This window comes from Hydrogenophaga sp. OTU3427 (assembly GCF_038440225.1).
GTDB lineage: Bacteria > Pseudomonadota > Gammaproteobacteria > Burkholderiales > Burkholderiaceae_C > Hydrogenophaga.
The window spans coordinates 23,353-47,437 of the sequence record NZ_JASATI010000019.1 but is presented as its reverse complement, the minus strand read 5'-3'; the positions used below and the strand labels follow the sequence as shown (position 1 = coordinate 47,437).

Below are 24,085 nucleotides of genomic sequence, written 5' to 3'. Positions count from 1 at the left end.
GTTGGGGTAGGCATCTTGCGCAACAGCTCCAGTACAAACGAAAGCCACAGCGGCAACGAGCGAGATGAAAGATCGAACCATGGAATGTCTCCGGTGTTTTGAGGGGTCGTTGAAATCAGGAAAAGATCAGAGGTCGAGCACCAGTTCGTCGGACAGCGCCCTTGAAACACAAGGCAAGATGGTTCTCTGGTGGCTGCGCTCTTGGTCGCTCAAGACATGGTCACGGTGGTCGGCCTCGCCGCCCAACAGCGGCAGCTCGCAACTGCGGCACAGGCCTTCGCGGCAGGCGTGGGGCGACGCGATGCCATGGCGCTCCAGCACGTCCAGGATGCTGGCGCCGGCCTCGACGACCAGGCGCTGTCCGCTGCGCTGCAAGACCACGGTGAAGCTTTTGTCGTCCTGGCTGGAGTGGGCGGCGGCGGTGGCGCCGAAACGCTCGAAATGAACGCTTTCCGCAGGCAACGCCAGGTCCTGGACCGCTTGCGCCACGACCTCCATCTGGGCCACGGGCCCGCAGCAGTACATATGCGCGCCCGGAGGCAGCGCCGCCAGGTGGGCCTGGAAGTCGGCGGCGCGACCCAGGTGCTCCTCATCCACATGGAGCGTGACCCGGCCGCAAAACGGCGCCAAGGCCCAGAGATAGGCGGCACGTGCCTGTGACCTGACACAGTAGAGCAGGCGCCAGGGCATGGACCGCGCCTCGCACCAGCGGATCATGCTGAGGATGGGGGTGATGCCGATGCCCCCGGCCACAAAGACGTGCTCCGTCGCCGCCGGATCGATGCCGAACAACGAGCGTGGCACCCCCACCTCCAGGTGATCGCCCACGCTGAGGTGTTCGTGCAGGTAGCTCGAGCCCCCTCGCGAGGCCGGCGCGCGCCCCACGCCCAGTTCGTACCGGTCCCGCTCGCGGCAGTCGTTGACCAGTGAATAGGAGCGGCGCAGGCCACCCGGCAGGTTCACATCGATGTGCGAGCCCGGGGTGAACGCCGGCAGCACCTGGCCATCGGCACCCCGCAGCTCGATGCCCAGCACACCGTCCGCTTCGTGCGTCAGCCGTGTCACGGTCGCGCGGGTCATGGCCGGGCCACCGCGACGTTTGGGCCTATCGATGCCGGCGCTTGGACGGCATCCATCGCGGCCTTCGCTTCGGCCTCGATGCGCCGGGCCACCACCCAGCGGAATTGGGACAGCGCGGCGTCGATGCCAAACGGCACCATCTTGAAATCGGGATCGAGGGCCAGGCTGCGCTGCTGGGCCGTGATGATGGCGCGGTCTTCGTCGAAGGCGGTCACCACCGCCTGGTGGACGGACGCCGTGACGTCGGGCTGGTCCAGCGCGAAGTTGTGCGGATGGGCAAAGAAGTAGTGGCTGGAATGCTCGGTTTCGGGGGTGATGGCCTGGCAGCCCCGAAACTCGATGGCGTCCTTGCGCTCACCCCGCTCGGCACCGCTGCCGGCGGGCGCCATGCCGGAGTCCATCAACAGCGTGGCGGGCACCGTGAAGTTGTAGATGTTCCAACGGTCCACTTTGCCCTCCCAGGCCCTGACGGTCTGTGCAAACGGCGGCACCTCGGTGTCGAAGGCCCAGCGCGTGATGCGCACGCCGTTGTCCAGCCGCTCCACCTTGGGCGACACGGCCGCGTAATCGGGACTGCCACCCAGTGTCGTCGGGTGCACAAACGGCAGATGAGAGAAATCCAGCAGGTTGTCGCAAATCAGCAGGTAGTTCACGTCGTAGTGGATGTACCCGTCCAGGCTGCGCCAATCCGGGTGGTCCAGCCACTGGGTGTCGGGGACCAGCGCGGGATCGGCAAGCGCCGGGTCGCCCATCCAGATCCAGACCCAGCGGTGGCTTTCCACGACCGGGAACTTGCGCACCCTGGCCTGCGGTGGAATGCGCGACTGCGCGGGTGCGTCGATACACTGCCCGTCGGCGTTGAACTTGAGCCCGTGGTACATGCAGCGCACGCAATCACCTTCGCGCCGGCCCACCGACAGCGGCGCTCCCCGATGGCAGCAACGGTCTTCCATCGCGGTGATGTGGCCGTCCTGCGTCCGGTACATGAGCACGGGCACGCCGATGATGGTGCGGGCAAACAGGCCCTCCGTGCTCACTTCCTTGTCCCAGGCCGCGACGTACCAGGTGTTTTTGATGAACATGTGTGTCTCCTTGCGTCTCACCACAAGACGGTCTGTGTGGCGATGGCGAAGGTTATGAAAAGGAAGACAATGCGTCTACCGCATGACACGCATACTCAAAATGAACGATATACATTCTCAGAGTCTGGATCTGAACCTGTTGTCGGTGTTCGACGCCATGTTTCGCGAGCGCAGCGTGACCCGCGCCGCGCACGGCCTGGGGCTCACCCAAAGCGCCATGAGCCACGCGTTGAACCGCCTGCGGACCTTCTTCGACGACCCTTTGTTCGTCAAGTCCGGGGACGCCATGCTGCCGACCCGCAAGGCAGAGACCCTGCGCCAGCCCGTGCTGGACGTCATGTCCCTGGTACGTCAACAGATTCTGTCCTCAGCGCGTTTTGACCCCCAGACCGCGCGCCGGGTGTTCACCCTGTGCATGACCGACATGGGTGAGTTCGTGTTCCTGCCGCCGCTGCTGCAGCGGCTTCGCAAGGAAGCGCCTCACTGCAGCGTTCGCACCCTGCAGGTTCCCATCGAGCAAATCGAAGGCCTGCTCTCGCAAGGTGACGCGGACCTGGCCGTGGGCTCCATCCGCAGCGCGCCGGAAGGGCTGTACCAGCAGCGGCTGTTCATGCACTCGTTTGTCACCATCGTCAACACCCACCATCCGGTCAAGGACGACAGGCTGACGCTTCAGCATTTCCAGGACATGCCACATGTGGTGGTGTCGCTGACCGGCCGGGCCAACGAAGCCTACGACAGCGCATTGGAGGCACATGGCGTCCAGCGCCAGGTGCTGGTGACAACGCCACACTTCCTGATCGTGCCCCTGCTGCTGGAACGCCACCCCGACCTGATCGCCACCGTCCCGCAGGAGCTGGCGACGGTCTATGCCCGCTATGGGACGGTGCGTGTCATGGAGCCGCCGGTGCCCTTGCCGACATTTGCGTTGAACCAGCATTGGCACCCCCGCTTCCACAACGATCCGGCCATCGTCTGGTTGCGCGAGCTGATGAAGCACACGTTCGAGAAATATCCGGAGATCGTGGTGGACGCGCCCGCCGCACCGCCGCGGCCCAAGCGCCCCAGAAAATGAGCGCCGCGGAGGCTTGCGGCGCACTGTTCCCCCCGGGGTTCAGCCCGGCGCCTTCCAGCCCCCGCCCAGGGCCTTGTACAAGGCCACCTGGTTCTGCGCCAGCGCCAGCCGCGTCTGCAGCAGAGCCTGCTGTGCACCGAACAGCGAACGCTGAGCGTCCAGCAGTTCGAGCTGGCTGGCGACGCCGCCGCTGACCCGCAGGTCGGTGAGGCGGGCGCGTTCGGATTCCGCCACCAGCAATGCCTGCTGGGCGCGCCACTGCTCGGCCAGCGGCTCGCGCGCGACCAGCGCGTCAGCCACATCCTTGAACGCGGTCTGGATCGCCTTCTCGTACTGCGCCACGGCAATGGCCTGGCCGGCCCGGGCCGATTCGAGGCCGGCCTGATTGCGTCCGGCGTCGAAGATGGGCAGCACCGCCTGGGGCGCCAGGGTCCAGCCCCAGGACCCGCTGGAGAACAGGTTGGAGAGCTGGGTGCTGGCCGTGCCCACGCTGGCCGTGAGACTGATGCGCGGGAAAAAGGCCGCGCGGGCGGCGCCGATCTGGGCGTTGGCCGCCACCAGCTGCTGCTCGGCGGCGCGCACGTCGGGGCGCTGAAGCAACACATCGGAGGGCAGGCCCACCGGCACCTCGGCCAGCGGCATGGCCTGGTCGAACACCGGCACGCGGCTGGCGGGCGCGGCGGGCAGGGCCGCGCCCTGCCCCACCAGCAGCGCCAGGGCATTGGCCTCCTGGGCACGCTGGCGCGTCAGCTGCGCCAGCGTGGCCTGGGCCGACGCCACCAGCGACTCGGCCTGGCGCAGGTCCAGCGCGGTGGCGGTGCCGTTGTCAAAACGCAGCTTGGTGAGTCCCAGCCCATCGACACGCGAGGCCAGCGTCTGGCGGGTCAGCGCGATCTGGTCGTCGGTGTTCTGCAGCCCCAGCCAGGCGCTGCTGACCGACGCCACCAGGCTGACCTGCACCGCCTGGCGGGTGGCCTCGCTGGCCAGGAACTGGGACAGCGCGGCTTCCTTGAGGCTGGCCACGCGGCCAAACAGGTCCAGCTCCCAGCTCGCCATGGCCAGGCCGGCGGTGTAGGTGCTGGCGATGCTTTCGCCATCGGTGGCCGGCTGGCGGTTGCCGGTGGCGGCCGCGTTGACGGTGGGGTACTGGTCGGCGCGGCGGATCTGGAACTGGGCCCGCGCCTGCTCGATCTGCAGCACCGCCACGCGCAGGTCGCGGTTGTTGTCGATGGCACGCGCGATCAGTTCACGCAGCTCGGGCTCGCGCACGAAGTCCTGCCAGGCCAGGTCGCGCGCCGGCGTGGCGGCGGCCGTGCCCGCCGAGGGGAAGGCGGCCGGCACATCCACCGCCGGGCGCTGGTACACCGGCAGCTGCGAGCAGGCCGACAACAAGCCAACAACAGCAAGCGCGACACAAGAAGTGACCCAACCGGGAACACCGCCGGGCTGGCTTTGCCAGACGGCTGGTGTTGCCCCGTTGGGGGTGACGCCGAAGGCGGCGCGGGGGGTACTCGGTTCAATCATGTTTGATCCCCATGTGCTGGGCGTCATGCGCATGCACCAGTTGCTGGCGCGCGCTGCCCTTGAAGATGCCGCGCACGACCACGAAGAAGATGGGCACGAACAGCACGGCCAGGACCGTGCCGGTCAACATGCCGCCGATCACGCCGGTGCCGATGGCGCGCTGGCTGGCCGCGCCGGCACCGCTGGCGATGGCCAGGGGCAGCACGCCGAGTGTGAACGCCAGCGAGGTCATCAGGATGGGGCGGAAACGCAGGTGGGCCGCTTCCAGCGCCGCCTCGATCAGGCTGCGCCCCTGGGCCTGGAGGTCCTTGGCGAACTCGATGATCAGGATGGCGTTCTTGGCCGACAGGCCGATGATGGTGATCAGGCCGACCTGGAAGTAGACGTCGTTGGCATAGCCCCGGCCCCAGGTGGCCGCGAGCACGCCGATCACGCCCAGCGGCACCACCAGGATGACCGCCAGCGGGATGGTCCAGCTCTCGTACAGCGCAGCCAGGCACAGGAACACCGCCAGCACCGCGAAGCCGTAGAGGATGAGGGCCTGCGAGCCGGCGAGCTTTTCCTCGCGCGACTGGCCGGTCCACTCGAAGCCGAAGCCCGGGGGCAGCTGGCCGGCGAGTTTCTCCATCTCGGCCATGGCCGCGCCGGTGCTGTGGCCCGGGGCGGCACTGCCGCTCAGGCGCATGGCCGGGTAGCCGTTGTAGCGCACGGTCTGCATGGGGCCGGTCACCCAGCGGGTGGTGGCGAAGGCCGACAGCGGCACCATCTGGCCCCGGCCATTGGGCACGGTGAGCTTGAGCACGTCCTCGGGCTGCATGCGGGCCGCCGCTTCGGCCTGCACCACCACGCGCTGCAGGCGTCCGCCGCTGGGGAAGTCGTTGACGTAGGCCGAGCCCAGCGCGGTGGAGATGGCGCTGTTGATGCCGTCAAAACCCACGCCCAGCGCGAAGGCGCGCTCGCGGTCGATATCGACCTGCAGCTGGGGGGCGTCCTCCAGGCCGTCGGGACGCATCTGTGTCACCACCTTGCTCTGCGAGGCCATGCCCAGCAGTTGGTTGCGGGCGTTGAGCAGGGCTTCGTGGCCCAGGCCCGCGCGGTCCTGCAGGCGGAAGCTGAAGCCCGAGGACACCCCGAGTTCGGGAATCGGCGGCGGGCTCAGCGGGTAGATGAAGGCGTCGCGTATGCCCATGAGGCCACCGAAGGCGCGCCCGGCCACGGCCTCGGCGCTGCTGCCAGGCGCCTTGCGCTCGGACCAGTCCTTGAGGGTGACGAAGGCCAGGCCGGCGTTCTGGCCCTGGCCAGAGAAGCTGAAGCCCATCACCGCCACCATGCTCTGCACCTCGGGCTGCTTGAGGATGAAGCTCTCGACCTGCTCCATCACGCTGCGCGTGCGTTCCTGCGTCGCACCCGGCGGCAGCTGCACGTTGACGATGATGTAGCCCTGGTCTTCACCGGGCAGGAAGGACGTGGGCAGGCGGGCGTACATCCAGCCCACCGCACCGGTGATGGCGGCGTAGATGACCAGGTAACGCGCGGCGCGCGGCAGCAGCCGGGCGATGAAGCCCTCGTAGCCCTTGGCGGTGCGCGCGAAGCCGCGGTTGAACCAGCCGAAGAAGCCGGTCTTGGCGTGGGCGTGGCCGGCCTCCACCGGCTTGAGCAGGGTGCCACACAGGGCGGGTGTGAGCGACAGCGCCATGAAGGCGGACAGGCCGATGGACGCCACCATCACGGTGGAGAACTGGCGGTAGATGTTGCCCACCGAGCCGCTGAAGAAAGCCAGCGGCACGAACACCGAGATCAGCACCACGGTGATGCCGACGATGGCGCCCGAGATCTGGCCCATGGCCTTGTGGGTGGCCTCGCGTGGCGGCAGGCCCTCTTCGCTCATGATGCGTTCGACGTTCTCCACCACCACGATGGCGTCGTCCACCACGATGCCGATCACCAGCACCATGCCGAACATGGTCAGCACGTTGATCGAGTAGCCCATGGCCAGCAGCACGCCCATGGTGCCCGTCAGGGCCACCGGCACCACGATGGTGGGGATCAGGGTGTAGCGCCAGTTCTGCAGGAACAGGAACATCACCAGGAAGACCAGCAGCACGGCCTCGACCAGGGTCTCGGCCACCTGTTCGATGGATATCTTGACGAAGCCCGAGCTGTCGTAGGGGATCTCCCACTTCATGCCCTGGGGAAAGAAGCGTTCCAGCTCGTGCATCTTGGCACGCACCGCCTTGGCGGTGGCCAGCGCGTTGCCGCTGGGCGAGAGCTGCACGCCGATACCGACAGAGGGCTTGCCGTTCAGGCGCGCCGAGGTGGCGTAGGCCTGGCCACCGAGTTCGATGCGGGCCACGTCCTTGAGGCGCACCGAGGAGCCATCGGCGTTGGCGCGCAGCACCACGGCCCCAAATTGCTCGACGCTGGTGAGCTGGCCCTTGACCACCACGGTGGCCGCCACCTGCTGGCCGGCGATGTTGGGCAAGGCGCCGATCTCACCGGCCGACACCTGGGCGTTCTGGGCCCGGATGGCGGCTGTCACATCGGCCGAGCTCAGGCCGTAGCCGAGCAGCTTGGCCGGGTCGACCCAGACGCGCATGGCGCGTTCGGAACCGAACAGCTGGGCCTGGCCGACGCCGGGCAGGCGCTGCAGCTCGGGCACCACGCTGCGGGCGGCGTAATCGCCCAGGGCCACCGGGTCCAGGGCCGGATCGTCGCTGGACAGGATGGCGAACAGCAGGAAGTTGTTGCGCGACTTGTCCACGCGCACGCCCTGCTGCGTCACGGCCGAGGGCAGACGCGGCGTCGCGCGCGACAGGCGGTTCTGCACCTCCACCTGGGCCAGGTCGTCGTTGGTGCCGGGCTCGAAGCTCAGGGTGATGTTGCCGCTGCCGTCAGCCTGGGCGACCGACTCCATGTAGATCAGGCCGGGCGCGCCGTTCATCTCGCGCTCGATGACGGACAACACGCTGTCCTCCAGCGTCTGCGCCGAGGCACCGGGATAGGCGGCGTTGATGACGATGGCGGGCGGCGCCACCGGCGGGTATTGCGCGATCGGCAGCTGGGTGATGGACACCCCGCCGACCACCAGCACGAACAGCGCGATCACCCACGCGAAGATGGGGCGTTCAATGAAAAAACGGGCCATGCCTCACTCCCTCAAGGCTTGGCCGCGGCGGGGGCGGCGGGCGCGGCGGCGGCCGGCGACCAGGGCACACCCTTCACCGGCGCGGTGGGCGGCAGCATCATCAGCTTCTGGAAGCCGTCGACCATCACCTGCTCGCCGGCCTTGAGGCCGTCGGTCACCACCCACTGGCCGTTCTGCTGGCCGGCGATCTTGACCTGGCGCGGCACACGCTTGCCTTCGGCGTCGATCAGCGTGACGGTGTCGCCCTGCTGGGTGCGGGTCACGGCCTGCTGCGGCAGGCCGATGGCGTTGCCGGCCTTGGCCTGTTCCAGGCGCACGCGCACGTACAGCCCGGGCAGCAGCTTGCCGCCGGGGTTGGGCACCTCGGCGCGCAGCGTCACCTGGCCGCTGGTGCTGTCCACCGAGAGGTCGGCGAACAGCAGCTTGCCGGCCTGGGGGTGTTCGCTGCCATCGTCCAGCACCACACGGACGCTGGCGGCCTGTGCGCCACTGCGCTTGAAACGGCCGGCCTCGATGGCGCGGGTCAGCTGCAGCACCTCGGCGGCCGACTGGGTGAAGTTCACGAACAGCGGGTCGATCTGCTGCACCACCGCCAGCGGGGTGGCCTCGCCCTGCCCCACCAGTGCGCCCTCGGTCACCAGCGCGCGGCCGATGCGGCCGGCAATGGGCGAGGTGACGTTGGCGTAGTCGCGGTTGATGCGGGCGGTCTGCACCGCGGCCTGGGCCACGCCCAGGTCGGCCTGGGCCAGCTGTTGGGCCGCCTCGGCGTTGACAAAGTCCTGCTGGCTCACCGCGCGCTGGGCCACCAGCGGACGGTAGCGCTCCACCGTGGCCGTGGCCTGCGCCAGGTTGGCCTGGGCCTTGGCCACCTGGGCCTCGGCGCTGGCCAGGGCGGCGGCGTAAGGAGCGGCGTCGATGCGGAACAGGGCCTGGCCGGCCTTGACGTCGCTGCCTTCCTTGAACAGGCGCTGCTGCACGATGCCGGCGGCGCGCGCACGCACCTGCGCCACGCGCGAGGCCTCCAGGCGGCCCGGCAGCTCGGTGGTCAGGCCCACATCGGTGGGGGACACGGTGACCACGCCCACCTCCACCGGTGGCATGCCGCCCCCGGCAGCGGCCGCGGGCGCGGCCGCGTCCTTGGCGCCGCAAGCGGCCAGCAGGCAAGCGGCCGCCAGGGCCGCGGTCGCCACGGCCACGGGGCCGCGGGCAAGGCCGCGCAAGGGCGGCCGGACAGAAACAGGGGTAGGGAACGCTGCCATGGATGGACTCCGAACGGGGCGGGCAAGGGGTGTGGAAAAATCAGCAGCGGAGTATACATACAAGATTGAATGTATATTTGATACCCAGGAATAGCCCCACGACCACACATGGCAAGACGCACCAAGGCCGACGCACAGGCCACACGAGACAAGCTGCTGGATGCCGCCGAACACCTGTTCGTGGCCCAGGGGGTGGCGCGCACCTCGCTCAACGACATCGCCGTGGCCGCGGGCACCACGCGCGGCGCCATCTACTGGCACTTCCAGGACAAGGCCGACCTGTTCAACGCCATGATGGAGCGGGCCACCCTGCCTTTCGAGGAATCGCTGGCCATGGCAGCCCGCGCCGTGGCCGACCCGACCACCAGCGGCACCTCGGCGGTGGAGCGCCTGCGCGCCAACATCCGCGAGGGGCTGGCGCTCATCAGCCACGACGAGCGCACCCGCCGCGTGTTCGAGATCGCCACCCACAAGGTCGAGTACGTGGACGACATGCAGGCGGTGCGCGAGCGCCACCTGGCCGCGCGCCAGGACTGCGTGATGCTCAACACCGCCTTGCTGGCCCAGGCCGCGCGCGATGCCGGCCAGGTGCTGCCGGTGCCGCCCGAGGAGGCCGCCATGGGCATGTTCGTGCTCTTCGATGGCCTGCTGCAGAACTGGATGCTGTCGCCGGCCAGCTTCGAACTGGAGGCCATGGGCCAGCGCATGCTGGACACCTACCTGGTGGGCCTCGGCCTGCTCAACAACATCGACTGAGCTGGCGGGGCTCGGCCCCTCAGAACGTGTTTGCGTTCTCAGTGCCTGGAGCGGCCCTGCCCCAGCCGTATGGCCGCCGGCGAGGCCATGCCCACCACCCCGCCCACGAACCAGAACACGCCGCTGGCGCCCAGCACGGCGCCAACACTGCCGAACAGCAGGGGCATCAACACGCTGGAGCCGTTGATCGCCATCATGCGCAGGCCGATCGCCTCGCCGTGGCGGTGTGCAGGCGTGATCTGGTGCAGGGTGCTCATGATCATGGGCTGGACCGCGCCCAGCGCAAACCCCAGCAGCACCGACAGCAGGCCCATGCTCCAGGCCGTGTGGGCCAGCGGATAGACCGCGAACAGCGCGGCCGTGCACACCATGGCAGCGGTCACCACCACGGCCTCGCGCACGTGTTCGGCCACCAGCGGCAGCAGGACACGCACGCCGGTGGCCGCCAGCGCGAAGGCGCCCAGCACCGTGCCGATGGCCGAGGCGCTCAGGCCACGCTCATGGCCCAGCACCGGCACCAGGAAGGTATGCACGTCCCAGCACGACGACAACAGCCAGTTGACCACCATCAGGCGGCGAAACGGCGGCTCGCGCAGCAGGTCCCACGAGGAGGAGCGGCGGCCGTCCTGCACGGGCGCCTCGGGCGCCTTGCGCACGGCCATGGCGTGCACGCCCCACCAGCTGGCCAGCGGCACCAGGGCCAGGAAGGCGAAGGCGGTGCGGAAACCGGCGTGGTCGATCAACAGGCCGGCCGCGAAGGGCCCCGCGAAGTTGGACAGCGCCGGCCCGATCGCCAGCCAGCCAAACACCTGCTTGAGCTCGGTCGGGTTACCGGCCAGGAAACCGGCCTGCCGCTGCACGGCGATGGTGGCCGAACCGGTGGCGCCGCCGGTGAGCAGGGCCGCGAAACACAGCACCCCGAAGGTGGGCCAGAGGGCGGCCGAGCCGGCGCCGATCAAGGCCGCCAGCACCGCGAACGCCACCGGCCGGCGCAGGCCGTGCCGGTCCGCGAAGCGGCCCGCCGGCAGCGAGAGGAACACCTGCGACAGCGCGAACAGCGCCAGCAGCACGCCCACCGAGGCCGGGCTGTGGCCCTCGCGCAGGGCCAGCAGCGGCGCCGCCATGCGGGTGCCGGCCATGCACATGTGCAGGCAGACCTGGGCGGCGATCAGGCGCGTCAGCTCGCGTTTCATTCGTCGGCGTCGGGCAGCGGCAGCAACGTGGCGGCCTGTTCGGCCGGCAGGGCCTCCACCTGCTTGAGCGCGCGGCCCATGGCGCGGCTGCGCACCTCGGCGCTGTCCAGGGTGTTGAGCACGGTCTGGGTCTGGGCCTTGACCTTGGCCAGCACGTCGCCGAACTTGCCGAACTCGGTCTTGACCGCGCCCAGCACCTGCCAGACCTCGCTGCTGCGCTTCTCCAGCGCCAGGGTGCGAAAACCCATCTGCAGCGAATTGAGCATGGCCAGCAAGGTGGTGGGGCCGGCCAGCGTGACCCGGTGGTCGCGCTGCAGCGACTCCATCAGGCCGGGGCGGCGCAGCACCTCGGCGTACAAGCCTTCGGTGGGCAGGAACAGCAGCGCGAAATCGGTGGTGTGGGGCGGCTCCACGTATTTCTCGGCCATGGACCTGGCCTCCAGCCGGATGCGTGCCTCCAGCGCCTTGCCCGCGGCCTCGGCGGCCACCACGTCAGCGCGTTGCTGGGCGTCGAGCAGGCGCTCGTAGTCTTCGTTGGGGAACTTGGCGTCGATGGGCAGCCAGCAGGGCGCGCCGTCGTCGCCCCGGCCCGGCAGGCGGATGGCGAAGTCGACCACGTTCTTGCTGCCGGGTCGCGTGGCCACCTGGGTGGCGTACTGGTCGGGCGCGAACACCTGCTCCAGCAGCGCGGCCAGCTGGGCCTCGCCAAACATGCCCCGGGTCTTGACGTTGCTCAGCAGGTGCTTGAGGTCGCCCACGCCCTGGGCCAGGGTCTGCATCTCGCCCAGGCCCTTGTGCACCTGCTCCAGCCGCTCGGCCACCTGCTTGAAACTTTCGCCCAGGCGGGCCTCCAGCGTGGCGTGCAGCTTTTCGTCCACCGTGGCGCGCATCTCGTCGAGCTTGGCGGCGTTGTTCTGCTGCAGCTGCGCGAGCTGCTGCTCCAGCGTGGCGCGCACCTCGGCCAGGCGGCGCGCATTGCTTTCACTGAGGTCCTGCAACTGCCGGGTGAGCGTGTCGCTGAGCGTGCCCCGCAGCTGCAGCAGCTGCTGGGCGAAGGCGTCGATCTGGGCGTTCTGGGTGCGCGTGGCCTCGGCGCCCTGCTGCGACAGGCTGCCCTGGAAGGCGCTCAGGGTCTGCAGCAGTTCCTGGCGGCCGGCGCGGGCGGAATCGGTCACCTCGCGGCGCAGCTCGCGCTCCAGGCGTTCGTTGCCCGATGTCACCGCCTCCAGCAACTGCTGGCGGCGCAGGGCCTGTTCGGGGCTGTCCTCGGCGACCGGGGGTTTGCGCCACCACAGCGCCAGCACGAGCAACACGTTGATGAAGGCCAGCGCCAGCAGCAGGCCCGATTCGATGGTCAATGACATGGGGCCATTATCCGGTGCGGGCGCATGGCCCCGCTGTCACGCATTCGCACAGCTGTTCCGCAATGGCACGCTCCGTGCCCTGGCGGCTGTGACAGATTGGCCCGTTTTCGCAGCCAACATGCGGTCTGGCGGGGCGTGGCGGGCATGGCACGGAAGTTGAGTTGAGGTGTGGGCCACACGGCATTGTGTTCACCCCACCACCACGAGAGAGACAGCATGATTTACGCAGCCCCCGGCACCGACGGTGCCAAGATCGACTACAAAGCCCAATACGACAACTTCATCGGCGGCCAATGGGTGCCACCGGTGGGCGGCCAGTATTTCGACGTGATCACGCCCATCAACGGCCGGGTCTACACCCGCGCGGCCCGCTCCACCGCCGACGACATCGACCTGGCGCTGGACGCGGCCCACGCCGCCGCCGACCGCTGGGGCAAGACCTCGGCCGGCGAGCGCGCCAGCCTGCTGCTCAAGATCGCCGACCGCCTGGAAGCCAACCTCGAGCGGCTGGCCTACGCCGAGACCGTGGACAACGGCAAGCCGATCCGCGAAACCCTCAACGCCGACATCCCGCTGGCGGTGGACCACTTCCGCTATTTCGCCGGCTGCGTGAGGGCGCAGGAAGGCGGCATCAGCGAGATCGACAGCGACACCATGGCCTACCACATCCACGAGCCGCTGGGCGTGGTCGGCCAGATCATTCCCTGGAACTTCCCCATCCTGATGGCGGCCTGGAAATTGGCGCCGGCCCTGGGCGCGGGCAACTGCGTGGTGCTCAAGCCAGCCGAATCCACGCCCATCAGCCTGCTGGTCCTGGTCGAGCTGATCGCCGACCTGCTGCCGCCCGGCGTGCTCAACATCGTCAACGGTTTTGGCCGCGAAGCCGGCATGCCGCTGGCCACCTCCAAGCGCATCGCCAAGATCGCCTTCACCGGCTCCACCAGCACCGGCCGCGTGATCGCGCAGGCGGCGGCCAACAACCTGATCCCGGCCACGCTGGAGCTGGGCGGCAAGTCGCCCAACGTCTTCTTCGCCGACGTGATGGACAAGGACGACAGCTTCCTCGACAAGGCCATCGAAGGCCTGGTGCTGTTCGCCTTCAACCAGGGCGAGGTCTGCACCTGCCCGTCGCGCGCGCTGATCCAGGAAAGCATCTACGAACCCTTCATGGAGCGCGTGCTCCAGCGCGTGAAGGCCATCCAGCACGGCAACCCGCTGGACACCGGCACCATGATGGGCGCCCAGGCGTCCAAGGAACAGCTGACCAAGATCCTGTCCTACCTGTCGCTCGGCCGCGAGGAGGGCGCGCAGGTGCTGGCCGGTGGCGAACAAGCCTACTTCGGCAACGAACTCGACGGCGGCTACTACGTGCAGCCGACCCTGTTCAAGGGCCACAACAAGATGCGCATCTTTCAGGAAGAGATCTTCGGCCCGGTGCTGGCCGTGACCACCTTCAAGGACGAAGCCGAGGCCCTGGCCATCGCCAACGACACGCTGTATGGCCTGGGCGCCGGTGTCTGGAGCCGCAACGGCAACGTGGCCTACCGCATGGGCCGCGCCATCAAGGCCGGCCGCGTGTGGACCAACTGCTACCACGCCTATCCGGCCCACGCCGCCTTCGGCGGCTACAAGGAGTCCGGCATCGGCCGCGAGACCCACAAGATGATGCTGGACCACTACCAGCAGACCAAGAACCTGCTGGTGAGCTACAGCGAAAGCAAACTCGGCTTTTTCTGACCACCCCATGGTCGACAAGGTGATCGCCACCCCCGCCGCGCTGGCGCTGATCGAACAGCTCAAGCACCAGCACGGCCCGGGCCTGATGTTCCACCAGTCAGGCGGCTGCTGCGACAACAGCGCCGCCAACTGCTACCTGCTGGGCGAGCTGACCACGGGCGCGGGCGATGTCCACCTCGGAGACATCGGCGGCTGCCCGTTCTACATCAGCAAGAGCCAGTACGCCTACTGGCGCCACACCCAGCTCATCATCGACGTCATCGAGGGCCACGGCGGCACCTTCTCGCTGGAAGGCCCGACCGGCCGGGCCTTCCACACGCGCTCGCGCGTGTTCAGCGCGAACGAGCTGGCCGAGCTGGATCGCGAGCCGGGCTGAGGCGAAGGACGCGGACGGGGCGTGCATTTCATGCCTTGTCTGCGCACAATGGTGGCCATGCTCGCCACACTGTCGCCCATCGACCTGCGCCGGATCATCGATGCCGCCGCGCTGGGATTCCAGGACACGTCCGAACTCGATCAGCAGGCCCTGCCCTGGATCGGCCAGGAGCGCGCCGAACAGGCGGCCCGCTTCGGCCTTCAGATGGACCTGCCCGACTACCACCTGTTCGTGCTGGGCGAGGTGGGCAGCGGCCGCAGCACCCTGATGTGCCAGATGATGCGTGCCGTCGCCGCCACCCGGCCGGTGCCGCCCGACCTGTGCTACCTGCACAACTTCGACGCCCCCGAACACCCGCGCGCGCTGCGCATGCCGGCCGGCCAGGGCCGGCAGCTGCGCCAGCTGATGGCGCAGTTCGTCCGCACGTTGCAGGCCGAGATCCCCAAGCGCCTCTCGGCGCCCGACTTCAAGGCCGAGCAGGAACGCATCACCCACCGCTACAAGGCCGAGGAGGACCACGCCTACGAAGAACTCAGCGCCTTCGCCGAGGCGCGCCACTTCGGCCTCATGCGCGAGCAAGGGCACATGGTGTTCTCGTTGCGCAACGACCAGGGCGAGGTCATGACCGAAGGCCAGGCGCTGGCCCTGCCCAAGGACAGGCGCGCCGAGTTCGCCCATGCCGAAGACGAACTGCGCGCCGAGATCGCCCGCTTCCTCGATGCCTCGCGGTCCATGGAGCGTGTGATGAACGAAGGACTGGCTGCCTTGCGCCGCCAGACCATCAAGCCGCTGCTGGAACACGAGCTGCAGGAGATGCGCAGCGGGCTGCGCAAGCAGATCAAGGACAGCGTCAAGCTCGGCAACTACCTCGACCAGGTGCAGCACGAGGTGCTGGAGCACCTGGAGCTGTTCCAGCCCGGCGAGGACGAGGACGGCCTGCGCGCGGAGGCGCTCAACGAGGTGCTGGCCCGCCTGCGCGTGAACACGGTGGTCGACAACCACGGTCTTGAAGGCGCGCCCGTGATCGTCGAGGACAACCCGGTCTACCGGCAGCTGTTCGGCAGCATCGACTACCAGGCCGACGCCGACGTGCTGGTCACCGACTTCTCGCGGATACGTGCCGGCAGCCTGCTCAAGGCCCACGGCGGCTTCCTGATGCTGCACCTGCGCGACCTGCTGAGCGACGAGCCGGTGTGGGAAAAGCTGCGCCGCTTCCTGCGCAGCGGACGGGTCCAGATCGAGGAGCCTGCCACGATGTTCGCGCCCATGGCCACCCTGTCGCTGGAGCCCGAGGCGGTGGACGCCGAGGTCAAGCTGGTGCTGATCGCCTCGGTCGAGGACTACTACGCGGTGCAGGAGGGCGACCCCGAGTTCGCCCGCCGTTTCCGTTGCAAGGTCGATTTCGCCGACAGCTTCCGGGCCCAGGCCGACACCCGCCTGGCCACCGCCACCTTCGTCGCCCACACCTGCCGGCGGCTGGGACTGCCCCATTTCACCGCCGCCGGCGTGGCCGCGCTGCTCGAGGAAACCCACCGCGAGGCCGAGGACCAGGTGCGCCAGAGCGCCATCTTCGCCCACACCGAGGCGCTGCTGATGGAAAGCGCGACGCTGGCGCGCCAGCGTGGCGCGCCCCTGGTGGATGCCGCCGATGTGGCGGCGGCGCGCCAGGCCCGGCACCACCGCCACAACGCGATGGAGGAGCGGCTGCAGGACACCATCGTCGACGGCGAACGCTTGATCGATCTGCAGGGCGAGCGGGTGGGCCAGGTCAACGGCCTGACCGTGGTCGACACCGGCGACCACAGCTTCGGCTTCCCGGTGCGGGTGACGGCGCGCACGCACGCGGGCGACAAGGGCCTGGTCAACATCGAGCGCGAGGTCAAGCTCTCCGGACCCATCCACGACAAGGGCGTGCTGATCCTGCACGGGCATCTGGCCTCGCTGTTCGCCCACATCGCGCCGCTGGCGCTCAACGCCACCGTCGTGTTCGAGCAAGAGTACAACGGCGTCGAGGGCGACTCGGCCTCGTGTGCCGAGTTCTATGCGCTGCTGTCCAGCCTGTCGGGGCTGCCGCTGGCCCAGGGCATCGCGGTCACTGGCGCCATCAACCAGCACGGTGAGATGTTGCCGGTGGGCGGCGTCAACGAAAAGATCGAGGGCCATTTCCGCCTCTGCGCCCGCCTGGGACTCACCGGCCAGCAAGGCGTGCTGATCCCGCACCGCAACCGCCGCCACCTCATGCTCGATCCGCAGGTGGTGGACGCGGTGGCGCGCGGTGTCTTCCATATCCACACGGCCGAACGGGCCAGCGAGGGCATGGAGCTGCTGTGCGGGCAAGGCTACGGCAGCCTGGCCGAGGGCGGCTACCCGGCCGACACGGTCCTCGGGCGGGCCCAGGCCACCCTGCAGGCGTACCGGCGCCAGTGCCAGGCGCTGGGCGCGGCCGGGCACGGCGCGGCCGGCTGACCGCGGCTGGCGTCCATCGCCAAGCCGCAGCCCGCCTTGCGTGTGGGCGTGCCCGCCTTGCAGATCGTGGGCGCGGCCTCGCGGTCAGAACAGCACGGTCACGTGCACCGAGTCCTCGTCGCGCTCGACGGTGACCTTGTCCGAGCCCCGGCGCGCCAGCGCGATCATCTTGGCGTTCTGGGGCAGGATGTCGGCCACGAAGCCCTGCACGCCACGCGCCTGAGCATGCTCCATCAGTCGCTGCTGCATGGCGCTGCCCAGGCCCGAGCCCTGCCAGCGCGGATCGACCATGAAGGCGGTGTCGGCGAGGTTGGTGCGCACATTGTTGAAGTAGCAGGCCTGGCCGACGATGACCTCCTGCTCGCGCGGACCGGTCACGGCCACGAAACCGACCTCGTTCTCGTTGCTGAAGTTGCACAGGCGCTCGATGTCCTGGTGGGTGGGCGCGTGCACGCGGCGGAAGAAGCGGGTGAAGATGTCGTCGGGTGGCAGCTTGAAGAACAGGTCGCGCAGGCCCTCCGCATCGGCCGCGCGCGAGGGCCGCAGCAGCACCTGGCGGCCGTCCTTGAGCGTGACGTGGCGCTCGGCCTCCACCTCGTAGGCCCGCAGGTTCTGCAGGGTCTGGTCGGCGGGCAGGTAGCCCAGGCGCCGGGCCTCGTCGAGCAGGCCCTGGCGGAACTTGGGGTGGGCCAGCTGGATGAGGGCGATGGCACGCTCGCGCATGCCCTTGCCGAACAGGTAGGCCACGCCGTATTCGGTGATGACGAAATGGACCTCGGAGCGTGGCACGGTGACGCCCTCGCCCTCGAGCAGCATGGGGCGGATGCGGGAGACCTCGCCGTCGTCGGTGGTGGACGCCATGCAGATGATGGCCTTGCCACCGGGCGAGCGCGAGGCGCCGCGCAGGAACTCGCCCTGGGCCGCGATGCCGCTGTAGAACTCGCCCTGGAACTGGTCGGAACAGACCTGCCCGGTGAGGTCGATGGCAAAGGCCTGGGTGACCGACACCATCTGTTTCTGGGCGGCGATGGTGAAGGGGTCGCAGACCACGTCGATGGGCTGGAAGGAAAACAGCGGGTTGCGCTCGATGATGTCGTAGAGCTTGCGCGTGCCCATGGCGAAGCTGGTGACGATCTTGCCGCGCTGCTGGCTCTTGTTGCGCCCGGTCAGGATGCCGCGCTCCAGCAGCGGGATGATGGCATCGGTGATGACGTCGGAGTGGATGCCCAGGTCCTTGCGGTCGTCGAGGTACTTCAGCGCCTCGTTGGGGATGCGGCCCAGGCCGATCTGCAGCGTGGAGCCGTCCTCGATGATGCCGGCGATGTAGCGCGCGATGCGCTCGACCACCTCGGGCGCGAACTGGTGGTGGAACTCGATCATGGGCGTGTCCACCGGCACCAGGTGGTCGATCTGGTCCATGTGGATGGCCGAGTCGCCCAGGGTCCAGGGCATGTGGGGGTTGACCTCGGCGATCACCAGCTTGGCCTTCTGCACGGCGGCGGCCACCACGTCCACCGACACGCCCAGGCTGACGTAGCCGAAGCGGTCGGGCGGCGAGACCTGGATCAACGCGACGTCGACCGGGATGCGACCGACGCCGATCAGCTCGGGCACCCGTGCGATCGAGATCGGCAGGTACTCGGCCTGGCCGGCGCGCACCGCCGCGCGGATGTCGGCGCCGACGAAGAAGCTGCGGTGGCGGTAGCGCGTGGTCGCCCGGCCCTCGGCGTCGTGCGGCACCATGCCATCGGTGAAGAAGTGCACCAGCTCCAGGTCGGGCGCCTTGTGGGGAAACTGCTCCAGCGCCTGCACCAGCGTGCGCGGCGTGGCGCAGGCGGTGCCCACGAAGACGTGGCTGCCGGGCGGGATCAGCTGCACCGCCGAGCCGGCGCTGATGATCTTGTCGTCGTAGCGGCCCTCGGTGTCCCACGGGCGGGCGCCGCCCGGTGCGGCGTCCGGCACGGCCGGCCCGGCCTTGATCGCGCTCAGGCGCTCGGCGATGAACTGGAAGAATTTGGACATGGCGGCGGCGGGTGGGGTGTCGATGGCGCGCGAAACGCGCCGGCCATGATAGGCGCGATCGCGGCGCCCGGGCGTCCCCTGTGCAACCCTCAGCGTACCGGATCGAACTGCCGCAGCACCTCGTCCTGCAGGCTCTTGTCCCGCGCCTGCTCGGTGAAGGCCGTCACCGTGCCGGCGAAGCGCACCTGCCCCTGGTGCAGCACCACCAGGCGGTCGGCCTGTTCGATCTCTTCGATCAGGTGGGTGGCCCACAACACGGCCACGCCCTGCTCGCGCGTGAGGGCGCGCACCAGGGCCAGCATCTGCTGTCGCGAGGCCGGGTCCAGGCCCACGGTGGCCTCGTCCATGAGCAGCACGCGCGGCGCATGCAGCAGCGCGCGCAGCAGCTCGACCTTGCGCCGCGTGCCGCCCGAGAGGCTGCGCAGCGCAGCGCCGGCCTGCCCGTCCAGGCCCATGCGCCGCAGGCCATCGTCGATGCGCTCGCGCGCCACGGCGCGTGGCAGGCCGTGCAGGTCGGTGTGGAACAGCAGGTTGGCCGTCACGCTGAGGTCGAGGTCGAGCGCCGTCTGCTGGAACACCACGCCCAGGCCCGCCAGCGCGCGGCTGGCCTGGGTGCGCATGTCGTGCCCCAGCACCTCGACGCCGCCCTGGTCGGGGCTGAACAGGCCGGTGAGCAGCTGCATCAGCGTGGACTTGCCGGCGCCGTTGGGGCCGAGCAGCACCACCAGTTCTCCGGCCGCGAGCGTGAGGCTCACGTCCTGGAGCGCGACCTTGGCACCATAGGATTTGTGGAGCCGGTCGGCGCGCAGCAGGGTGGGGGTCATGGGGGTTCTCAACGTGTGGCCAACAGGTTCAGGCGGCGCAGCAGGCGCGCTTCGCGCGCCACGGTGTCGAGCACCGCGCGCCGGTAGGCCGCCGTGTCCAGGTACTCGACCTGCTGATCGTAGCGGGCCAACTCGGCCATGTGGCGCGGCCGGAGCATGGCCTGGTGGAAGGCGTCGTGCAGGACCTGCACGGTGCCCTCGTCCACCCCGCGTGGCACGGCCAGGCCCCAGGGCGAGGTATAGACCGCCCGCTCATAGCCCAGCTCGCGCAGCGTGGGCACCTCGGGCCAACGTGGGCTGCGGCTGGCGCCGAACACGGCCAGCAGGCGCAGCGCGCCCTGATCGACCCAGGGCGCGAAGCCGGTGGAGTTGACACCGGCCATGAGGTTGCCCGAGGCCAGCGCCAGCATCTGCTCGGTCGTGCCCTTGTAGGGCACGTGGGTGTAGCGCAGCTCGTGCTGGAGCAGGATGTCTTCCATCGCCAGGTGGGGCGTGCTGCCGATGCCGGTCGAGCCCATCAGCAGCTCGCCCGGCCGGGCACGGGCCCAGGCCAGCATGTCGGCCAGGCTGTGCCACGGGCTCTTGGCCGGCACCAGCAGTCCGAAGGTGGTGCCCGAGACCTGGATCACCGGGCTGAGGTCGGTCACGGGGTCCCAGGGCACGGCGTTCATGAGCGCGTGGCGGTAGACCGTGATGGGCACCTGGCCCAGGGTGTGGCCATCGGCCGGCGCGGCCTTCAGCAGGGAGGCCACCAGGGTGCCGGCCGCGCCCGGGCGGTTGACGATCACCACCGGCTGTCCGAGCAGCGGCGCGACCTCCTCGCACAGGATGCGCAGGGTCAGGTCGGTGGCGCCGCCCGCGGGCCAGGGCACGATGAGCTGCAGCGGCTTGTGCGGCCAGCCCATGGGCCGGGTGGCCGCGGTGGTGGCCGTGGCCATGGCCGGCCACAGCCCTGCCATCCCGAGGCCGGTGGCACCCAGGACGGTCTTGAGCAATTGTCTCCGGCCACCCGGCTGGGCCGGGCTTGTTGTAGGGTTGGGGCGGGGCATGAAGCTGCGTGAAAGCAAATAACGTTCCCGCTTTTCAGGCATCGTTTTTGCTTAAACGCTCACACAACAGGCTGACCACCAGCCCATGAGGAGACAGACAAAGATGACAACCCCCTGGTCCATGGCCTGGCCCACTGGCCTGCGCCCACTCGCCGCTGCCGCGCTGGCCCTCGGCCTGGCCGCCACGGCCGCCGCACAGTCCGCCCCCGCCAACCGCGTCTACGTGTCCAGCGAGAAGGACCACAAGGTCCATGTGTTCGACGGCAAGGGCGAACGGGTCGGCAGCATCGACGTCTGCCAGCGCCCGCGCCACATGATGTTCAACGCCAGCCGCAGCCAGCTCTACGTCTGCTGCGGCGACAGCAACCAGCTCGGCATCGTCGACCTCGCCCAGGGGCGCATGACCCGCACCGTGGCGCTGGGCGACAGCCCCGAGATCTTCGACCTCAGCCCCGATGGCAAGACCGCCTACGTCTCCATCGAGGACGAGAACGTGATGGCCGCCTACGACCTGGACAAAGGCGGCAAGCTGTTCGAGGTCAAGACCGGCGGCGAACCCGAGGGCATCCTGGTCATGCCCGACGGCAAGACCGCCTACGTCACCTCCGAGGTGGCCAACGTGGTCCATCTGATCGACCTGCAGAGCCGCAAGGTGCTCAAGAACATCAAGGTCGGCAACCGCCCGCGCCGCTTTGCCCTGGCCGCCGACGGCAAGGAGCTGTGGGTCAGCAACGAGCTGGGTGCCAGCGTGACGGTGCTGGCCACCACCGACCAGAAGACCCTGGCGACGGTGGAGTTCAAGGTGCCCGGCATGCGCGCCAGCGACATCACGCCCGTGGGCCTGGCGCCCAGCGCCGATGGCAAGACCGTGTGGGTGGGCCTGGGCCGGGCCAACCACGTGGCCGAGGTGGACGTGGCGACGCGCCAGGTCAGACGCCAGGTGCTGGTGGGCAAACGCGCCTGGGGCCTGACCCTGCACCCCGACGGCAAGACGCTGTACGTGGCCAACGGTCTGTCCGACGACATGAGCCTGGTCGACACCCAGGCCGGCAAGGCGCTGCGCTCGGTGCCCGTGGGCCGCGTGCCCCACACCGTGCTGGTGACGCCCTGATGCGCCGCGCCGCTCTGGTCCTGCTGACCACGCTGCTCGCCCCGGCGGGGTGGGCCGCCAACACCACGGTGAACGTGGCGGTGGTCAGCCTGGCCGGCGACGCGCGCTACGCGCCGCGCCGGCTGGAGCGCGCCTACCCCGGCCACCCGGGCGGCAGTCCCTGGGCCGCGGCACAGCTGGGTGCCGACGACGCCCGGGTGGAGCTGGACACCGCCGGTGTCTCGCTCAGGCTCATCGACGCCGTGCTGCCCGGCGCAGACGGCCTGCCCAGGCTGCTGGCCGACCTGAAGGCGGCCAAGGTGCAGCACATCGTGGCCGCCCTGCCCACGCCCGAACTGCGCCAGCTGGTCGCCGCCGCGCCGGCCGCGCTGGGCGGCGCGCTGGTGATCAACACCTCGCAGGCGGACGATGCCCTGCGCGGCGCCCAGTGCGCCCCCCACCTGCTGCACACCCTGCCCAGCCAGCAGATGGGCAGCGACGCCCTGGCGCAGTACCTGGCGGCGCGCAACTGGCGCAAACTGCTGCTGCTGCAAGGCCCCTCGCCGGACGATCAGCTGATGGGCGAGGCGATGAACCGCTCCGCGAAACGCTACGGCCTCAAGCTGGTGGCGACCCGGCCCTTCAAGCTCTCCGGCGACCCGCGCGAACGCGATCTGGCCAACCCACGCCTGCTCACCGGTGACCGCGAACACGAGGTGGTGGCGGTGATGGACGCCGACGGCGAATTTGCCCGTGGCCTGCCCTACGCCACCCAGTGGCCGCGCCCGGTGGCCGGCGCCAGCGGCCTGGTGGCGCTGGCCTGGCACCCGCAGTGGGAACGCAACGGCGGACCGCAGCTCTCGCGCCGCTTCATGCGCGCGGCCCAGCGGCCCATGGCCGGTCACGACTGGGCGGCCTGGATGGCGGTCAAGGCGGTGGCCACGGTGCTGGCCGACAACCCCAAGGCGCCCATCGCCACCCAGCTGGCGCGGCTGCGCGGCGGCGCCATCGGCCTGGACGGCTTCAAGGGCCCGCGCCTGAGCTTTCGCCCCTGGGACGGGCAGTTGCGCCAGCCGCTGTTCATCAGCCACGTGGACGGCGTCGTGGGCACCGCGCCCCTGGACGGCGTGCTGCACCCGACCGAGGTGCTCGACACCCTGGGCGTCGACCAGAAGGAGTCCACATGTCCGGCCAAGTCCTGAGCAGCGCGCCCGCCTACGCACCCCATCCCGTGGGCCGGGGACTCCACCTGCTGCGCGCCCTGCGCGCGGTGGTGGGCCGCGAGCTGCGCAAGTTCCTGCGCCAGCCCTCGCGCCTGGCCTCCGCCCTGGTGCGTCCGCTGCTGTGGTTCGTGGTGTTCTCGGCCGGCTTCCACAACGTCTTCGGTGTGGCCATCGTGCCGCCCTACGAGACCTACATCGAGTATTCGGTCTACATGCTGCCCGGCCTGCTGGGCATGATCGCGCTCTTCAACGGCATGCAGAGTTCGCTCTCCATGGTCTACGACCGCGAGATGGGCGTGATGCGCCTGCTGCTCACCGCGCCACTGCCACGCGGCTGGCTGCTGGCCTTCAAGCTGCTCGCCGGCACCAGCCTGTCGCTGCTGCAGATGGCCGTGTTCCTGGCCATCGCCTGGGGCTTCGGCAGCCGCTTCGAGCTGGCCCACGCGCCCGGCCTGTTGCTGGCCATGGTCTGCGGTGCCACGCTGCTGGCGGCCCTCGGGCTGATGCTGTCGGTGTACGTCAAGCAGCTGGAGAACTTCGCCGGCACCATGAACTTCGTCATCTTCCCCATGTTCTTCATCAGCCCGGCGCTCTACCCGCTGTGGAAGCTGGAGGAATCGGGCGCCTGGTGGCTGTTCCAGCTGGCACAGCTCAACCCCTTCACCCACGTGGTGGAGGCCCTGCGTTTTGCCATGTACGGCCAGTTCAACGCGTTGTCCTGGGCCGTGGTGCTGCTGGGTGGCGCGGTCTTCTTCGGCCTGGCCTGGTGGGGCTACGACCCGCAGCGCGGCTGGATCAAACAAAAGGGAGGAGGCTGAAC

Annotated in this window: 18 protein-coding genes; 8 read left to right on the top strand and 10 right to left on the bottom strand. The window is 69.3% G+C overall.

Annotated elements, in window-relative coordinates; genetic code table 11:
* Positions 1-126 precede the first annotated feature (126 nt).
* Both AAHB17_RS12805 and AAHB17_RS12800 read right to left on the bottom strand, forming a co-directional pair.
* A complete protein-coding gene (locus AAHB17_RS12805) occupies positions 127-1,080 on the bottom strand; it encodes a PDR/VanB family oxidoreductase (protein ID WP_342130983.1) in 954 nt (317 codons plus the stop codon).
* The gene (locus AAHB17_RS12800) at positions 1,077-2,162 is read right to left on the bottom strand and encodes an aromatic ring-hydroxylating dioxygenase subunit alpha (RefSeq protein WP_342130982.1); all 1,086 of its coding nucleotides are present in this window, start codon (positions 2,160-2,162) and stop codon (positions 1,077-1,079) included. Before AAHB17_RS12800 ends, AAHB17_RS12805 begins: the two co-directional genes overlap by 4 nt.
* Before the next feature lie 100 nt (positions 2,163-2,262).
* On the opposite strand from AAHB17_RS12800, the gene AAHB17_RS12795 reads away from it, so the two are divergent.
* Complete coding sequence (locus AAHB17_RS12795) at positions 2,263-3,237, top strand: LysR family transcriptional regulator (RefSeq protein ID WP_342130981.1); 975 nt, start codon at positions 2,263-2,265, stop codon at positions 3,235-3,237.
* Between the two features lie 39 nt (positions 3,238-3,276).
* On the opposite strand, the gene AAHB17_RS12790 is transcribed toward AAHB17_RS12795, so the two are convergent.
* The 3 genes from AAHB17_RS12790 to AAHB17_RS12780 are packed head-to-tail and all read right to left on the bottom strand — an operon-like array spanning position 3,277 to position 9,165.
* Positions 3,277-4,761, bottom strand: coding sequence for an efflux transporter outer membrane subunit (locus tag AAHB17_RS12790; RefSeq protein WP_342130980.1), 1,485 nt, complete (start codon positions 4,759-4,761; stop codon positions 3,277-3,279).
* Complete coding sequence (locus AAHB17_RS12785) at positions 4,754-7,906, bottom strand: efflux RND transporter permease subunit (protein ID WP_342130979.1); 3,153 nt, start codon at positions 7,904-7,906, stop codon at positions 4,754-4,756. The genes AAHB17_RS12790 and AAHB17_RS12785 overlap by 8 nt, the downstream gene beginning before the upstream one ends.
* Before the next feature lie 11 nt (positions 7,907-7,917).
* Entirely contained in the window at positions 7,918-9,165 is a 1,248-nt protein-coding gene (locus tag AAHB17_RS12780; RefSeq protein WP_342130978.1) for an efflux RND transporter periplasmic adaptor subunit, read from the bottom strand.
* Positions 9,166-9,273: 108 nt separating this feature from the next.
* On the opposite strand from AAHB17_RS12780, the gene AAHB17_RS12775 reads away from it, so the two are divergent.
* A complete protein-coding gene (locus AAHB17_RS12775; RefSeq protein WP_342130977.1) occupies positions 9,274-9,921 on the top strand; it encodes a TetR family transcriptional regulator in 648 nt (215 codons plus the stop codon).
* A gap of 38 nt (positions 9,922-9,959) precedes the next feature.
* Here AAHB17_RS12775 and AAHB17_RS12770 read toward each other — a convergent pair whose 3' ends face one another.
* Positions 9,960-11,114 (bottom strand): MFS transporter, encoded by a 1,155-nt coding sequence (locus AAHB17_RS12770; protein WP_342130976.1) that lies wholly within the window; start codon positions 11,112-11,114, stop codon positions 9,960-9,962.
* Complete coding sequence (locus tag AAHB17_RS12765; protein WP_342130975.1) at positions 11,111-12,478, bottom strand: DNA recombination protein RmuC; 1,368 nt, start codon at positions 12,476-12,478, stop codon at positions 11,111-11,113. The genes AAHB17_RS12770 and AAHB17_RS12765 overlap by 4 nt, the downstream gene beginning before the upstream one ends.
* Positions 12,479-12,694: 216 nt before the next feature.
* On the opposite strand from AAHB17_RS12765, the gene exaC reads away from it, so the two are divergent.
* From exaC to AAHB17_RS12750, 3 genes are read left to right on the top strand one after another with little or no spacing between them, the layout of a single operon-like run.
* Positions 12,695-14,215, top strand: a complete 1,521-nt coding sequence (exaC, locus tag AAHB17_RS12760) for an acetaldehyde dehydrogenase ExaC (protein WP_342130974.1) — start codon at positions 12,695-12,697, stop codon at positions 14,213-14,215.
* 7 nt (positions 14,216-14,222) lie between these two features.
* Positions 14,223-14,591: a DUF779 domain-containing protein gene (locus AAHB17_RS12755; protein WP_342130973.1), complete on the top strand. Its 369-nt coding sequence runs from the start codon at positions 14,223-14,225 to the stop codon at positions 14,589-14,591.
* A gap of 57 nt (positions 14,592-14,648) precedes the next feature.
* The gene (locus AAHB17_RS12750; RefSeq protein WP_342130972.1) at positions 14,649-17,057 is read left to right on the top strand and encodes a Lon protease family protein; all 2,409 of its coding nucleotides are present in this window, start codon (positions 14,649-14,651) and stop codon (positions 17,055-17,057) included.
* Positions 17,058-17,141: 84 nt separating this feature from the next.
* Here AAHB17_RS12750 and AAHB17_RS12745 read toward each other — a convergent pair whose 3' ends face one another.
* The 3 genes from AAHB17_RS12745 to AAHB17_RS12735 form a co-directional block, all read right to left on the bottom strand.
* A complete protein-coding gene (locus AAHB17_RS12745; RefSeq protein WP_342130970.1) occupies positions 17,142-19,079 on the bottom strand; it encodes a GNAT family N-acetyltransferase in 1,938 nt (645 codons plus the stop codon).
* Positions 19,080-19,168: 89 nt separating this feature from the next.
* The gene (locus AAHB17_RS12740) at positions 19,169-19,903 is read right to left on the bottom strand and encodes an ATP-binding cassette domain-containing protein (RefSeq protein ID WP_342130968.1); all 735 of its coding nucleotides are present in this window, start codon (positions 19,901-19,903) and stop codon (positions 19,169-19,171) included.
* 8 nt (positions 19,904-19,911) lie between these two features.
* Positions 19,912-20,952: a tripartite tricarboxylate transporter substrate binding protein gene (locus tag AAHB17_RS12735; RefSeq protein WP_342130967.1), complete on the bottom strand. Its 1,041-nt coding sequence runs from the start codon at positions 20,950-20,952 to the stop codon at positions 19,912-19,914.
* A 103-nt stretch (positions 20,953-21,055) separates the two neighbouring features.
* On the opposite strand from AAHB17_RS12735, the gene AAHB17_RS12730 reads away from it, so the two are divergent.
* Genes AAHB17_RS12730 through AAHB17_RS12720 form a run of 3 tightly spaced genes read left to right on the top strand, consistent with a single transcriptional unit; the run spans position 21,056 to position 24,083 of the window.
* Positions 21,056-22,063, top strand: a complete 1,008-nt coding sequence (locus AAHB17_RS12730; protein WP_342130966.1) for a PQQ-dependent catabolism-associated beta-propeller protein — start codon at positions 21,056-21,058, stop codon at positions 22,061-22,063.
* Complete coding sequence (locus tag AAHB17_RS12725; RefSeq protein ID WP_342130965.1) at positions 22,063-23,244, top strand: branched-chain amino acid ABC transporter substrate-binding protein; 1,182 nt, start codon at positions 22,063-22,065, stop codon at positions 23,242-23,244. The genes AAHB17_RS12730 and AAHB17_RS12725 overlap by 1 nt, the downstream gene beginning before the upstream one ends.
* Entirely contained in the window at positions 23,226-24,083 is an 858-nt protein-coding gene (locus tag AAHB17_RS12720; RefSeq protein ID WP_342130964.1) for an ABC transporter permease, read from the top strand. The genes AAHB17_RS12725 and AAHB17_RS12720 overlap by 19 nt, the downstream gene beginning before the upstream one ends.
* Positions 24,084-24,085 lie beyond the last annotated feature (2 nt).

What these genes read in the sequence shown, in the direction of transcription:
- AAHB17_RS12805 (WP_342130983.1), bottom strand. Translation starts at nt 1,080, where the DNA reads ATGACCCGCGCGACCGTGACACGGCTGACGCACGAAGCGGACGGTGTG.
- AAHB17_RS12800 (WP_342130982.1), bottom strand. Translation starts at nt 2,162, where the DNA reads ATGTTCATCAAAAACACCTGGTACGTCGCGGCCTGGGACAAGGAAGTG.
- AAHB17_RS12795 (WP_342130981.1), top strand. Translation starts at nt 2,263, where the DNA reads ATGAACGATATACATTCTCAGAGTCTGGATCTGAACCTGTTGTCGGTG.
- AAHB17_RS12790 (WP_342130980.1), bottom strand. Translation starts at nt 4,761, where the DNA reads ATGATTGAACCGAGTACCCCCCGCGCCGCCTTCGGCGTCACCCCCAAC.
- AAHB17_RS12785 (WP_342130979.1), bottom strand. Translation starts at nt 7,906, where the DNA reads ATGGCCCGTTTTTTCATTGAACGCCCCATCTTCGCGTGGGTGATCGCG.
- AAHB17_RS12780 (WP_342130978.1), bottom strand. Translation starts at nt 9,165, where the DNA reads ATGGCAGCGTTCCCTACCCCTGTTTCTGTCCGGCCGCCCTTGCGCGGC.
- AAHB17_RS12775 (WP_342130977.1), top strand. Translation starts at nt 9,274, where the DNA reads ATGGCAAGACGCACCAAGGCCGACGCACAGGCCACACGAGACAAGCTG.
- AAHB17_RS12770 (WP_342130976.1), bottom strand. Translation starts at nt 11,114, where the DNA reads ATGAAACGCGAGCTGACGCGCCTGATCGCCGCCCAGGTCTGCCTGCAC.
- AAHB17_RS12765 (WP_342130975.1), bottom strand. Translation starts at nt 12,478, where the DNA reads ATGTCATTGACCATCGAATCGGGCCTGCTGCTGGCGCTGGCCTTCATC.
- exaC (WP_342130974.1), top strand. Translation starts at nt 12,695, where the DNA reads ATGATTTACGCAGCCCCCGGCACCGACGGTGCCAAGATCGACTACAAA.
- AAHB17_RS12755 (WP_342130973.1), top strand. Translation starts at nt 14,223, where the DNA reads ATGGTCGACAAGGTGATCGCCACCCCCGCCGCGCTGGCGCTGATCGAA.
- AAHB17_RS12750 (WP_342130972.1), top strand. Translation starts at nt 14,649, where the DNA reads ATGCTCGCCACACTGTCGCCCATCGACCTGCGCCGGATCATCGATGCC.
- AAHB17_RS12745 (WP_342130970.1), bottom strand. Translation starts at nt 19,079, where the DNA reads ATGTCCAAATTCTTCCAGTTCATCGCCGAGCGCCTGAGCGCGATCAAG.
- AAHB17_RS12740 (WP_342130968.1), bottom strand. Translation starts at nt 19,903, where the DNA reads ATGACCCCCACCCTGCTGCGCGCCGACCGGCTCCACAAATCCTATGGT.
- AAHB17_RS12735 (WP_342130967.1), bottom strand. Translation starts at nt 20,952, where the DNA reads ATGCCCCGCCCCAACCCTACAACAAGCCCGGCCCAGCCGGGTGGCCGG.
- AAHB17_RS12730 (WP_342130966.1), top strand. Translation starts at nt 21,056, where the DNA reads ATGACAACCCCCTGGTCCATGGCCTGGCCCACTGGCCTGCGCCCACTC.
- AAHB17_RS12725 (WP_342130965.1), top strand. Translation starts at nt 22,063, where the DNA reads ATGCGCCGCGCCGCTCTGGTCCTGCTGACCACGCTGCTCGCCCCGGCG.
- AAHB17_RS12720 (WP_342130964.1), top strand. Translation starts at nt 23,226, where the DNA reads ATGTCCGGCCAAGTCCTGAGCAGCGCGCCCGCCTACGCACCCCATCCC.